9 protein-coding genes are annotated in these 14,281 nt (G+C 36.8%); 5 read left to right on the top strand and 4 right to left on the bottom strand.

The window, feature by feature from the left end; all coding sequences use genetic code 11:
• The first annotated feature begins 209 nt into the window (after positions 1-209).
• Positions 210-1,592, top strand: a complete 1,383-nt coding sequence (locus H5119_RS14180) for a Na+/H+ antiporter NhaC family protein (RefSeq protein ID WP_182702709.1) — start codon at positions 210-212, stop codon at positions 1,590-1,592.
• A 100-nt stretch (positions 1,593-1,692) separates the two neighbouring features.
• On the opposite strand, the gene H5119_RS14185 is transcribed toward H5119_RS14180, so the two are convergent.
• Together H5119_RS14185 and H5119_RS14190 are read right to left on the bottom strand one after the other, a co-directional pair.
• Positions 1,693-4,575 carry an insulinase family protein gene (locus tag H5119_RS14185; protein WP_182702710.1) on the bottom strand — a complete coding sequence of 961 codons (2,883 nt, stop codon included), beginning with the start codon at positions 4,573-4,575 and terminating at the stop codon, positions 1,693-1,695.
• A 367-nt stretch (positions 4,576-4,942) separates the two neighbouring features.
• Complete coding sequence (locus H5119_RS14190; RefSeq protein ID WP_182702711.1) at positions 4,943-5,689, bottom strand: peptidylprolyl isomerase; 747 nt, start codon at positions 5,687-5,689, stop codon at positions 4,943-4,945.
• A gap of 238 nt (positions 5,690-5,927) precedes the next feature.
• On the opposite strand from H5119_RS14190, the gene H5119_RS14195 reads away from it, so the two are divergent.
• Positions 5,928-6,098, top strand: a complete 171-nt coding sequence (locus H5119_RS14195; protein WP_182702712.1) for a hypothetical protein — start codon at positions 5,928-5,930, stop codon at positions 6,096-6,098.
• Positions 6,099-6,190: 92 nt separating this feature from the next.
• On the top strand, positions 6,191-7,822 hold the full coding sequence (ushA, locus tag H5119_RS14200) for a bifunctional UDP-sugar hydrolase/5'-nucleotidase UshA (RefSeq protein WP_182702713.1): 1,632 nt from the start codon (positions 6,191-6,193) through the stop codon (positions 7,820-7,822).
• Positions 7,823-7,989: 167 nt separating this feature from the next.
• Here ushA and H5119_RS14205 read toward each other — a convergent pair whose 3' ends face one another.
• The gene (locus H5119_RS14205; protein WP_182702728.1) at positions 7,990-8,934 is read right to left on the bottom strand and encodes a hypothetical protein; all 945 of its coding nucleotides are present in this window, start codon (positions 8,932-8,934) and stop codon (positions 7,990-7,992) included.
• Positions 8,927-9,805, bottom strand: a complete 879-nt coding sequence (locus tag H5119_RS14210) for a hypothetical protein (RefSeq protein WP_138585283.1) — start codon at positions 9,803-9,805, stop codon at positions 8,927-8,929. The genes H5119_RS14205 and H5119_RS14210 overlap by 8 nt, the downstream gene beginning before the upstream one ends.
• 239 nt (positions 9,806-10,044) lie before the next feature.
• Between H5119_RS14210 and H5119_RS14215 the strand changes: the two genes are divergently transcribed.
• Positions 10,045-10,911 (top strand): S1/P1 nuclease, encoded by an 867-nt coding sequence (locus tag H5119_RS14215; protein ID WP_182702714.1) that lies wholly within the window; start codon positions 10,045-10,047, stop codon positions 10,909-10,911.
• A 33-nt stretch (positions 10,912-10,944) separates the two neighbouring features.
• Positions 10,945-14,124 carry a TonB-dependent receptor gene (locus H5119_RS14220; RefSeq protein WP_182702715.1) on the top strand — a complete coding sequence of 1,060 codons (3,180 nt, stop codon included), beginning with the start codon at positions 10,945-10,947 and terminating at the stop codon, positions 14,122-14,124.
• Positions 14,125-14,281 lie beyond the last annotated feature (157 nt).

The raw sequence follows: 14,281 nt of genomic DNA on the forward strand, positions 1-14,281 counted from the left end.
CCTTGCACCGCCTGGCGCCAAAGCCAACGCGTTTCACTTAAGCTGCTATTTAACATAACTGTTTATGTGTCCCTCCCTCGCGTACAAAAGCAGTGACTTGGAAGATGATTTAACAACAAACTTATCATCTTCTTTGTTTTTGTATAAGCAGTATAAAAATTAATACTATTTTAATTTTTATACATGCTTTTAATTTTGTGAATACTTAAATGCTTGAACCTTCTGCGTTAAGTTTACTGCCACCGTTGGTGGTAGTTGTATTGGCTGTTGTATTACGCCGCCCTATTTTATCTTTACTTATTGGTGCTTTAGTTGGTTTAGTTATAGCCGATCCTGCACAAGTACTTACTAACTTTGCGAGTACATCGCTAAAAGTGATGACAGACGAAACCATCGGTTGGCTAATACTTGTATGTGGTGGTTTTGGTGCACTCATCGCGTTATTAGTACGTACAGGTGGTGCATCGGCTTTTGGTAAATTAGCCCTTAAATACACCAAAGGCAAACGTTCATCTTTATTTATGACTTTTTGTTTAGGTGTGGTTATTTTTATTGATGACTACTTAAATGCACTTACCGTGGGTGAAACCATGAAACGCATTACTGATAAATTTAAGGTGAGCCGCGAGATGCTTGCTTATGTTGTTGACTCTACTGCCGCTCCAATTTGTATACTTGTCCCTTTATCTACCTGGGCGGTTTTTTTTGGTGGCTTACTTGTAGATAATGATATTGCAGAAGAAGGCAAAGGGATTGCAGTTTATATCCAAGCCATACCGTATATGTTTTATGCGTGGTTTGCAGTGCTTGTTGTTTTACTTGTTGTGCTGGGTGTTATTCCTGCGATTGGCCCAATGAAAAAAGCAGAGCAAATGGCGCAAATTGAGCAAGCTCAAGTTGACCCGGCCCAATACAATGACGTTCAAACAGCGGATGAATATGCAGTAAAAGCCGTAGAAGAGAACTTTGAAGATGCCGACCCTAAAGGTAAATTACGTAACTTTTTGGTGCCGATTATTTTACTGGTTGCATTTACTGTTTACTTTGAAATAGACGTATACAAAGGCTTATTAGCAACAATGGCGGTCACTCTCCCGTTTTATGCTCTACAAAAATTAATGAGCGTAAGTGAAATGATTGAACGCATGCTTGATGGCTTTAAAAGTATGATCCCCGCGATTGGTACTGTTATAGCGGCGTTTATATTTAAAGATGTATGCGACTTAATTGGCTTACCTCAGTTTGTTATTGGCAGTCTAAGCCCTTATATGACCGCTGCATATTTACCAGCCGTGGTATTTATTTCAATGGCTATTTTAGCGTTTGCAACAGGGTCTAGCTGGGGTATTTTTGCTGTATCAATTCCGATTGTTATGCCATTGGCAAATGCAGTTGATGCAAACATACCACTGGTCATTGGTGCGCTATTATCGGCTTCTTCTTTTGGTAGCCAAGCGTGTTTTTACTCAGATTCAACCGTACTCGCAGCGCAAGGTTCTGGTTGTAATTTAATGAGCCATGCCGTTACACAACTGCCATATACACTGATTGCTGCGGCATTAGCTGTTATAGGCTTTTTAATGATGGCTTAAATTATACCAACTTTATTAAAACATGATCATTTTATCGCATTAAATAAAACCCCAATGTAGTAATACATAGGGGTTTTATTTTTAGCTACATAAATAAAGCTTATTTTTGTAGTTTAATACCATTGTAATAGGCATCAAGCGTTATGATTTTAGTTTGATTTGGTAAATTGGCAAAGTCACTTTCGATAAACTTAGCCCCGCGTAATTGAACATTTAAACGTGCAGCATTAGGATTAAGCATGGTTTGCTTGTAGTAGTCTTTTATATCAGCAAGCGTTACTTTTTCAACTTCATTAATCAGCTTTTGCTTAGAATCAAAGTTAAAATTTTCACGGTACCAATCACTTATAAGCGGGCCCATTTCATCACTTAGGTTTTTAGGTTGCTCTTTGAGGGATACAAGCGTTGCGTTTTTAAGTTGTGCAAAGGTTTCTTCAGTCATGTTATCTAGCTCAACTGCGTATTCTTTTTTAAACTTATCAAACCTAGCTTGAATCTCTTTTGGCCCTTTAACCGGCGTTTGAATAAATAAACCAATTGCTGAGTACTCTTCAATTGGGCGCGCCAATGCCCCAACTGCGTATGCAAGTTGCTCTTCAGTACGCATTTTATCAAATGCGATAGTGCTAAAATGGCCTTGTAATATTGCAGCCTGTGCTTTTTGTTTGTAGCCCGGTGTTGGATTTATTGTCATGTCAACGACGGCAACATCAGCTACATCAATGTCTTTTTGCAATACCAATGCTTCACCTAGTTGTGGCAACCACGCTTTACTGCGAACAAAGTCAGTATGCTTATGATTGTTAGGTAAAACAGCAGCTAGCTCACCTGCTATTGCATCAATGTCTTGCTGGTTATAATTTCCGTAACTAAATACACGTAAATCATTATTTGCTAATGTGCTTTGTTTTAACTCATTAAAGTCTGTTAAGGTAAGCGAATCTGCCGTTTTAATAAGCTCATCTGTGTCAAAGCTGCCAGTACGAATTAATTTTGAATATTCACCAAAAGCTTGTGCATATGGAAACTGCTTTTGTTCATTTAATAAATCTCGCTTAAAACGGTCAATAGCTTGGTTGAAAGCTTGCGCTGTAATATCACTATTTAGACCACTTAATGCTTGTTTTAGAAGAACATTTTGTTTATCCGTAAAACCACTCATCGATAAAACAAGTCCGTTGCTTGGCACAAGACTCACACTCATACCCGCGACAGCTGCTTCAGTGCTTAGCTGGCTTTGTTGAATATTGTACAAATCAGCCCAAACAGAATACAAAACTTCCGCCTTAATATCGCTCAAACCAGATTCTGTATTTATGTACACTTCAACCAAACCTTTTGGTTGTTCTGCAAATTTTTGACTTGCTTGACGCCATACTTTTACACCATTTTTATCGTAAGCCAGCTCAGGGTGTTTTTGCTCTTTAAATGCATGCGTTTTGATTGCAAAACTTTCTGGTAATAAATTATTAACGCTTGGTAGTACAAGCTTAAACTCACTTGGTTTTTTCCAGCTGGCGATCTCTTGTTCGCCAATATCACTAATACGATATTTACCATCGTAAAAATGTAGCTTCGAATCTGTTTCTTCTTGCTGTGAAATATACCAAATTCGAAGCGTATCGGCATTTAACTGCTCTAGTACTTTATTTACCGCATTAGCATCAAACTTCGCATAATGATAAGGCGCATTAATCGCGTGATTTAAAGGATAATCTTGCATGCTTTGCGTTAGTGCACTGACATAATTAAACTCATCACCTTTTTCTAAAAACTTAAACTGGTTACTGAGTGATGTGCGAATTTCATTAAAGTATTTACTGTCTACGCCTTCACGTTTAATTAAATCGATGTATTGCATGATTGTTGCGACAATCATTTCGCGATTTTTCATGCCTTCATCTGTCAGCTCTACATTTACATTTAATGACCCGTAGTTACCATACTGATTAGGTGTTGATGAAGCTGAAAGCTGAGATACCCAACCTTTGTCGCGAAGCAGTTGCGCTGGGCTACCTGGCATTTCGTTACTTAGTAAATAAGCTACAAAGCGGTTTGGTTTAACTGCAAACTCACTGTTATTATTAGCAATAGTAAAATCAAGTTGTAGCTGTTTTACATCTTCATTTGGCGCATAAAACACACGTTTACCGCCTGCGTTATCAAAATCAAGTTTTGTTGTTACTGTTGGTTTGTCGATGTTTTTATTTTCTATATCAGCAAAGTATTTTTGTGCTTTTTGCTCCATTTCACTTATCGTTAAATTTGAAATAAGCGCAACTTTCATAATATTTGCAGAGTAATATTTATTATAAAAATCAACTGTTTCTTTATGAAGCGAGCCCCCTTCTTTGTCGCCTAATGTTTCTAAGTTACCAATTAAAAAACGATTAGCTGGGTGTTCACCCATCATTTTACGGGCTAATTTAAACTGCCCAAAGAAGTCCATTTCGCGGCGCATTGACCACTCAGCATTTACTGCATTTTTTTCTTTATCTGTGTACTCAGGGTATAACTTAGGTGTTTTAAAAAAATCAGCAAAACGATCTAGCCCTTCATCAAACGCATCGTTATTAACTTTAAACATGTAATTCGTAATATCAAGCCATGTATACGCATTGTGCGCACCACCATTCTTGGTCATAAAATCAGAATACCCTTTGGTATCAGGGTAGCGTTCAGTGCCTAAAAACAACATATGCTCTAAATAGTGTGCCATTCCCTGTTGCGACATAGGATCGTGCAACAAGCCAACACCGACACTCAGTGAAGCTGCTGATTTTTCTGCGCTTGGGTCTGAAACTAAAATAACTTCAATATCGTTAGCTAGCTTAAGGGTTTTGTATTGACGATTATCATTCGGGCTAACAACTAGAGTGTCTGATAATAAAGCAGCCTGTGGTGCTTGAGAGATAGGAGACGTATTCGAGCAACCGCTTAAAACAGCAAGTGCTATGGCGCTAAAGCCAATAATTTTTTTCATTTTTTTTCCATTTTAAGATAACAAAAATAAATAGCTAATTTAATATGTTTAAGGTCTAAGGCTGATAATGCCTCTGGTAATCGCCTTTTAAACGACTGTAGTCACAGTCAAATGCAGACGTAATACTTAAATCTATGTGTTTAAATTAACATTATCACCTAACAACAAGCCACTAAATACCATATAGTTATGTAACATATTGTAAAAATGAATACGACGGTGTGATGAAGGGATAATTTGGGCTCAAAAAATACATTACTGCTCTATAGCTATTCTTTAGAGACGGAATGGTAGAAAATATTAGTAAGGATCCTCGTAAACATACAATACAAGTTTTATGAGCGACTTTAAAGTCGCTCATAAATATTTACTTAACCCACTTAAACCTAGGTAATACAAGTAAGAAGGCACCTAAAATCCACGCCAGACTACCACTTGAACTGCTATTTGAAGACGATGTGTCCTTTTTAATTAAGGTATTCACTACAGCTGTTAAACCTTGTGATGAATCAGGATCATCATTTACAATTGATATACTTTCAATAGATACCAAATTGGCATTACTCATGGTTGCATCACTGCTTGAGCATTGCGCAGCAGTATAATTAACAACAGGCATTTCTTTACAATGAACCAACGCAGCAATTTTATCAAGCGTCACTTGACTTGCCGCAGTAATTTGCCCAAACACTGTAAAACCACCATTTTGAGTATCTAGTTTTGGGCTACCTGCGCTGTTGTCAGCCATATTAAAAAACCACTGGCTTGTCGCACTATTTGCATTACCTGACTTTTTGGCCATCGCAATAGTGCCTTTAACATTTGAAAACACAGGCTCATTCACAACGGCTGGTTTAACGGTAATTGGGTCTAGTGAATCAGAAAAAGTAAATCCCCCCCCTTGAATTACAAAGTCATTTATTGAACGGTGGATCACCGTTTGATTATACGAACCATCATTAATATAACTTAAAAAATTACTCACTGTTTTAGGGGTTTGCTTATCAAATAAATTGATTTCGATAACACCTTGGCTAGTTTTCATTTCTACAAGAGTTGCAGTACTTGTAAAACTAGCTGTAGCCAATAATGAGCCAATTAAAATTTTTTTCATGTTGTATTCCTGTTTTTATATTTATTTAGGAGAGTGCTTCATGGGCAGGATAATATCAGCCACTTTAAAAATCGATCTAAAAGCGATAATTAATACAAATCATACCGCATTGATAACAACTTAGTTACATTAATATGCTTTTTAGTTATACAAAGTCCTTAATATAAAACTAAATCATCTTTCCCAGTTCAGTACATTTGTTAATATCAATAAAAATAACAAACCACAGAAAATACCCATGTCTGATACAAACCACACAATTTGTGACTTCGGTTCACATAAAGGCCAAGCTTACACAAAGTTACCCGCAAGCTTTTTAACATGGATGATAGCGGCTAAACATAACAAAGCAGAAATCGCGAGCAAAGAATTGAAACGAAGAGAGCGTGCTGCCACTAATTGTAATTAAACGAAAAAATAAATAACTACGTTTTTTTAGCATAAAACTAGTTTAAACTACCCACCTAATAAATTAAGTAGGCCTTAATCCATAGGTGTTTTATGCGTATAATTATTTTTTTCACGTTTATTTTAAGTGTACTTGGCTGTACATCTTTAACTTTAGATCCTGTATCAAGCAATTCTTCTACTGAATATTTAACAATACTTCATACTAATGATAACCATGGTCGCTTTTGGCATAATGAGAAAGGTGAGTATGGAATGGCGGCCCGTAAAACGCTTATCGACTCATTACGTAATGATGCACAAAAACAAGGCCATGCCGTATTACTGCTATCAGGCGGTGACATAAATACCGGCATACCTGAGTCTGACTTACAAAAAGCAGAGCCCGACTTTAAAGGAATGGCGTTAATTGGTTACGATGCAATGGCACTAGGTAATCACGAATTCGATAATCCTATCGTTATATTAAAACAGCAGCAAAAATGGGTTAATTTCCCCTTCCTATCTGCAAACATTTTTGAAAAATCGACTGGTGAACATGCGTTCGACAGTTATAAAATATTTAAAAAAAATGGATTAACCATCGCTGTGATTGGCCTCACAACAACAGACACAGCCAAAATAGGTAACCCGCAGTACATTGGGCATTTAGAATTTAAAGATCCAGTAGAAATAACAGCGGCCTTAGCAAAAAAAATTAAAGCGCAATACAATCCAGACATCACTATTGCACTTACCCATATGGGCCATTACATAGATGCCCAATTTGGTATTAATGCGCCTGGCGATGTAACGCTAGCTCGCTCATTGCCTGCCAATACTCTTGATATGATAATAGGTGGGCACTCTCAAGAGCCTATTTGTATGGCAGGTAAAAATATCAACGACGATAATTTTAAGCCAGGTCTTGCCTGTAAACCTGATCAACAAAATGGTACGTACATAATGCAAGCCCATGAATGGGGTAAGTATGTTGGCAAAGCTGAGTTTAAACTTGAAAATGGTAAATTAACATTACTTGACTACAAACTTATGCCAGTTAATTTATATACTGATAAAGTACAAGCTGATGGCTCTACCAAAGCAGTATTAGCAAACGAGTACATTAAACCAGACTCAAAACTTGAATCTTTTTTAGCGGTATATCAAGCTAAAGGCGCTAAACAAATTGAAGGTAAAATAGGCGATGTTGATGCTCGTTTAGAAGGCGACAGAAACAAAGTACGCTATCAACAAACTAACCTAGCACGGGTAATCATTCAGGCACAAATGAATACGGTAGGTGCTGATTTTGGATTAATAAGTGGTGGTGGTATTCGCAGCTCAATTGAAGCTGGGGAAGTAAGTTATAAAGACATTTTAAAAGTGCACCCTTTCAAAAACCGTATCACTTATATGGATTGGCAAGGCAGCGACTTATGGAATTATCTAAATGTAGTAACAGCCTTTCCGGCTGATTCTGGCGCTTATTTACAATATCATAAACTATCGTTTGAACGTAAAAATGGGCAACTAATTAAGGTCTCCATTAATGGGCAACCGTTGGACAAAAATAAAATTTATCGCATGAGTCTTAATAGTTACAATGCATCTGGCGGCGATGGATACCCAACGATTACTAAATTGCAAGGCTATGTAAGTACCGATGAAACCGATGCACAAGCACTTAAAAACTTTATTTCTCAAAATAGCCCTATAAAGGTAACTGAGTATTCACCAAAATAAAGGTATGAATTGCTAAATAATCTGAGTTCAGGTTAAATGCCAAGCTGTTTAAGCAAAAAATCTTAGATTGGAAAATCACTCTCTCACGTTATTAAAACTTTACCGACGTTAGAGAGTGATTTTATGCGTTTAATAGCCCAAACACGTATACAGCTTGTTGGACTTGCTTACTTTCCTATAATTTCAATATGCCCCTTATCTATATTGACTAAACCATAACTATGTAATCGTGAACGTGAACCCTCACCATAGGCCTTTGGTGGATAATAAATATCTTTTTGATCAGGATAGTCATTCAGCACTTCATCAAGTGCAGCGCGAATTTCACTTAATGTTTTTTCAAGGCTGCTATTAAAATTAGGTCGCTTTCTTACTGTGTGTCCTAATTCAACTAACCGATGAAAATACTTATTTGCCAACTCAACAAGCTCATCTGGCACATTTTTATTTTGATTAAGGACGCTATCACTATTGCGTTCGCAAAATTCAACAAGAGCCAAATAAAAACATAAAGGCTTATTAGCTAAGGACGTCTGCAAGTCAATGGCATAGGAACTAGAGAGGGTTTTACTGTTAAGGTCAATAATAAGTGAAAGCGGCGCGTGCTCGAAAGCGTTGCTGCTTAAATTTGGATGCTTTGTATTGTGACTACTTTGAACCAAAATCAATTTGAGCCACATACTCAAGCATATACTCAATACAAAAAGTATTGTAAATACAATAAAGTGGCGTACTGCTATCACTTTATTTTGTGTATTAAATATAAGTAGAACATGCCCATTATTAGCGCGTAAATAATTAACGCTCTCATCTAGCGCTAATTTAACCGTTGATTCACTCGCGGGGGTTATATTTTTAAGTGTTACATTGTTATTAGGTAGCAGACCATTTAACTTTTTAATGTAGTCGTCAATGGCTTCTTTATTACCCACATGTTTCAATAATTTATTAGATAAATCCAGAAGTGGTAAATCAAGTGCAACCTGCTTCTCTATTTCATTGATTCTTAGCTTAACTACATCTTGCTGCTTTTGCTTAGCGGAAATATAAAACACGCTGGAAAACATAGAAAACAAGATCAGGGTAAAAACCGGTATAGTCAATTTACTCATCATCCAACTCACCTTTAAAGCTGACGTTTTTAGTCTCGCAGTTCCAGTATGCCTCAACGTCTTGATAATAATGTAGCGCCTGATCTTTAGACATTGCCAATAAGTGTGTTTGAACACTACACAAGAGATCAGTATTTTGTTGCTGCATTTTTAAATACCAACGTGTTCCAGAGACATTATTGCTTAATGGAGTAATGTAGTTTTTTGAAAAACGCTGCGCGTCACTTTCTTTCCAAAACGAAGCAATAATATCTACTTGCCCATTAGCCAGTAAATCGCGGAGCTCGTTGTGCGAACGAGCATACGTAACATCTAAATTGGCTAAGTTAATATCTAATTCTTTAAATGTTTGTTTCGGTAAAATATGCCCAGATCGACTTGTAGGATAATCAAGTAAACCAACTCGCTTATCTAAAAAATACTCTTTTGTTAGACGCGGTTTTTCCCTCGATGAAATAAAAAATGCCGTGTAATCAGCAAACCCAACAACTGGCTGATAGTTATAAGTAGATTCAGCCTTAAACGCGGCCATTATATTATTCTTTGCTAAAATTAAATCTGCAATTCCCTTTCCTACAAACTCAAAACTATCTGCGGTTCTGTAACCCCAGTAACCTATTACTGAGCCGTATTGTTTAGCCACAACGTTATCAGAACACAAGTTTTGTGTTAACGATTTTGCTATTTTTTTTGATTGTGTAAAAACTATCAGTTGACCATTATTACTTGTCGCCGTTGTTTTGCATTCGGTTGAGGTTTCAATCATTACCGGAAAATGTAAGTCATCGTTGTCAACAATAAATTGACCGCATATCCATGTAATGACCAGTAATAGAAACAAAAATGTCACAATTGAAGTTTTTTGCAACATGACTTTTTTTAAATTCAACGAAGTGTTACTCAAAATTAAGTTGTATAACGCATTTGAACAACTTTACTTACTTATTACAACAAGTAATTTTACCCATTAAATCTAAGGCATTGAATTTAAAGGGTTATGAATGAGAAATTATGAATTTTATTGAGTCCTTCCTATTAACGTTAAAAATGCGGACAATTGACCGCATTAACTTGTAGCAACGACATGAAGCATTCATTTAGGAAGTTCTAATGCATAGCAATTTAAAATACTCGATATCTTCAGCACTGTTAATTAGTGCAATTTTCACAAGCACTGATTCATATGCTTGGGGCCAAAATGGTCATCGTATTATAGGAAAACTTGCAGAGTCTCACATAAGCGAAACAACTAAAGCAGCCATACTTCCTTATCTTGATGGTGAATCGTTAGCACAAATATCTACATGGCCTGATGAAATGCGCTCTGCCCCTGGCGAGTTTTGGCAAAAAAAATCTTCTCGTTGGCATTACATTAACGCAGCGCCAAATAAAGCGTTGAGCCTAAACCATGCACATACGCATGCTAAAGAGTCTGTTAGTAATATTCTTGAAGGCATCCACTATTCAATGCAAACATTGACTGACGCGAAGAGCTCACTTGATGCAAAGCAATTTAGTTTACGTTTTTTAGTGCACTTGGTCGGTGATAGTCATCAGCCATTTCATGCTGGCAGAAGCGAAGACAGAGGTGGTAATAAAATTAAAGTTTCTTTTTTTAGAGAAGAAACAAACCTTCATAGTCTTTGGGATACAAAGTTAATCGAAAATCAAAACCTATCGTATACCGAGTTTGCACAATTTATAGATACCAACAATAGCGAATTAATTGCTGACTATTTACAAAGTTCGCCAACAGCTTGGCTTGAAGAATCACGTAATTTAGCAAATAAAATCTACAAATCAACGAATGAAGAAATTGGCTACAGCTACATATACAACAACACACCGATAGTAAAAACGCGTTTACAACAAGCTGGCATTCGCTTAGCTGGATTACTCAATACTCTATTTGATCCGTCAGCCAAAGAGTTAGAAACAGCACTTAAAATGAATACTGATCAACAAACTGCAAATTAAACTTAAATAACCTACACACGGGAAATCAATATTATGACTAAGCTTCGCCTTTCGAAATTAACTGGAGCCGTAATTTTAGCTCTAGGTGTTTCTACAAGCGCAATGGCTGCTGACACTTCATCTGCAATGCGTGGTAAAATTACAACGCCTTCAGGTGGCAGTGCTGCAAACGTTAAAATTAAAGTTGTTCACCAACCTACTGGTACTATTAGTGAGCTAACAACTAACGAAAGCGGTACGTTTATCGCGAATGGTTTACGTGTAGGTGGTCCATACACGGTAATCATCGATTCTGACACATTCAATGATACTACAGTTGAAAATATCTTCTTAAACCTTGGTGAAACATACCGTTTAAGTTCACAACTGGCGCCATTAAATATTGAAAAGATTGAAGTGTCTGGTTATAAAATAGTTCAGCAATCAGGCGGTTCTAGCAGTACTTTTGGTGCTGACACAATTGAGAATATGCCAAGTTTTAACCGTGATATTAAAGATATTGCGCGCTTAAACCCATTAGCAAGCATCAACGGTAACGGTGAACTAACGTTTGCTGGTAGTAACCCACGTACAAACGGTTTAACTGTTGATGGTATTGGTCAAAATGATGATTTTGGTCTGAATTTTGGCGGTTACCCAACATCTCAGCCTCCTGTAGCACTTGATGCGATTGAGCAAGTATCTGTCGATGTATCGCCATTTTCTGCATCTAAAGGTAACTTTGGTGGCGGCACAATTAACGCTGTAACAAAAAGTGGTACTAACGAATTTAAGTTTTCAGGCTTTTACGAGATTTCAACACCAGAACTTGCAGGCGATCTTAAAAGCATTCGTGAAGAAGATGACTTGGATGAATTAGGTCACAAAACGTACTCAACAAATAAAGTTGAACCAATTAAAACTGAAGAAAGGTTTGGCTTTAATGTTGGTGGCGCAGCTATTAAAGATGAATTATTTTATTTTGTGAATTACGCTGAGTGGTCAGAAGAAAAAGATTTAGATTATGGCTTTGAAGGCTCAGGTGCTGCAAATGAGTTTAATACGTCTGAAGCTAACTATAACCGCTTTATTTCTATTTTAAATAATGAATACGGGTTAACTGATTCATTAGCAGGCGCACCTGAAAATACAAATAAAAATCTATTAGTTAAATTGAGTTGGAATGCAAGTGATGATCATCGTTTAGACTTTACTTACCAATGGCAGGATGATCAAGACGAGCGTAATTCTAGCAATGGTGGTAACTCTATAGTGTTACGATCAAATACTTATGCTTATGTTACTAAATTTAATAATTTTGCAACTAAACTTTATTCTGATTGGAACGAAGATTTTTCAACTGAAATTGGTATTTCTTACAAAGATGTTAGCTCTGATAGTGCAACTCGTTCTAACTTAGGTAGTATTTCTGTAGATGAAGATGGCCGAAATGGACCTTCTTATAGCTTTGGTACGGATCAATACCGTCATGCAAATCGCTCTGAAACACAAAATCTAACATTTACATTAGATGCTACATATTTAATGGATGAGCACGAAATAAACTTTGGAGCTCAGTACGAGTCACTTCGTTTGTATAATTTATTTGCTCAAAACTCGCTAGGCTCATGGAAATTCGATAGCTTAGAAAAATTCGAAAATCGTGAAGTTGGTTCATATGATTTCTCTTACCAAAATGCTTATACAAATAACTCTGCTGATACAGCATACGACGTTAGACGTAACCAACTAGCATTGTATATTGAAGATACTTTTTATGTAGGTGATGACTTAGAAGTTACTGCCGGTGTTCGTTATGAGCGCCTTTCTTCAGATGACAAACCAACGCTAAATGAGAGTTTTGCTAGCACTTATGGATTTACCAACCAAGAAAATCTTGATGGTTTAGATATTATCCTGCCACGCGTTGGATTTAAATACTATGCAACTGAAGCACTTACCATTAATGGTGGTATTGGTCGTTTCCAAGGTGGTATTCCTAATGTTTGGTATAATAACTCATTCCAAAGTGATGGTATAACCTTAGTATCGGCTCCTAATAATGTAATAAATGATTATTATGCAAATAATCCTGCAGATATCACTAAAGTACCTGATGAAATTAAGAATTCATTAAACCAAGGTGCTGGTAGCGTAGCTTATATCGATCCTAATTTTAAACTACCTTCAAGTATTCGTACCCAAATTGGTTTTGAGTATGATTTTGATTCTGAGTTATTAGGCGACGGCTTTAAATGGCAAGCTGAGATTGCTTACCATAAAAAAGAAAATGAAGCCGTATGGCATAATTCATCTATTAACCCAGTAGGTGTTGCTGCTGATGGTGAGCGCGTGATAAACCAAACTATATACAGTGGTTCTTTAAGAGATAATGCTGATATAGAGATGACTAATTCATCAGATGATGGGCGCTCAATCATTATTTCAACTGGTATTGCTAAAGAATGGGATAATGGCTTGTTTGTATCAGCAAGTTATGCGCACCAAGATGTGACTGAATCATCAGCTGGCTCTGCATCTCAAGCCGAAGGGAACTATAAGCACAATATTACTGTAAACCGCAATCAAGATATTGCTGCGCGCGGCTTTTATGAAGTTGAACACAGTTTTAAAATTAATTTAGCATATAACACTGAGTTCATTGAAGGATATGCAACTAAATTCAACGTTTACTTTGAGCGCCGCTCTGGTCGCCCATTTAGTTACACAATGAATATGCATAAAGATGGTGATTTAGGCGATACAAGTACTTTCTTCTCGAATGGTGCTTACTTACCATATATTCCTACAGGTGCAGACGATGCAAATGTAAACTGGGATGAGTCTAAAATGACGTGGGCTGAACTAGAGCCGTTATTAGAGCGTGCCGGTATATCTCAACGCGGAGGTATTTTAGGTAAAAATACCGCGACTCAACCTTGGGTTACTACAATGGATGTGAGTATTAAGCAAGAAATACCTGGTTTTGCTAAAGGTCATAGTGGCGAGGTGTATCTGATGATAGATAATTTCGCAAACCTGCTAAATAGCGATTGGGGTATAGAGGAACGCCTAAGCTACTCTAACCAAACTATTTATGACTTTGGTGGATTAGATGACCAAGGTAGATACAAGATAGACAATAGCTTCCGAGGTGCCGACGTTCGTAATTACTCACGCATTAGTTCTTCGTCTGCTTGGCAGGCTAAAATTGGCGTAAGCTATAAGTTTTAAGCTATAACTTTAGGCACATAATAAGCCTTAACTAAGTTATATTAAAAACCCACTACAACTTTGTAGTGGGTTTTTTTATACCTCAAATTTTCATTTCATATATTTGTCATAAAACCCGCGTAGTATATTTTTTTGCTAAATGTTATCGCACAAAAGC

The sequence above is a fragment of the Pseudoalteromonas sp. SG45-5 genome (genome assembly GCF_014164085.1).
GTDB classification, from domain to species: Bacteria; Pseudomonadota; Gammaproteobacteria; order Enterobacterales; family Alteromonadaceae; genus Pseudoalteromonas; species Pseudoalteromonas aliena.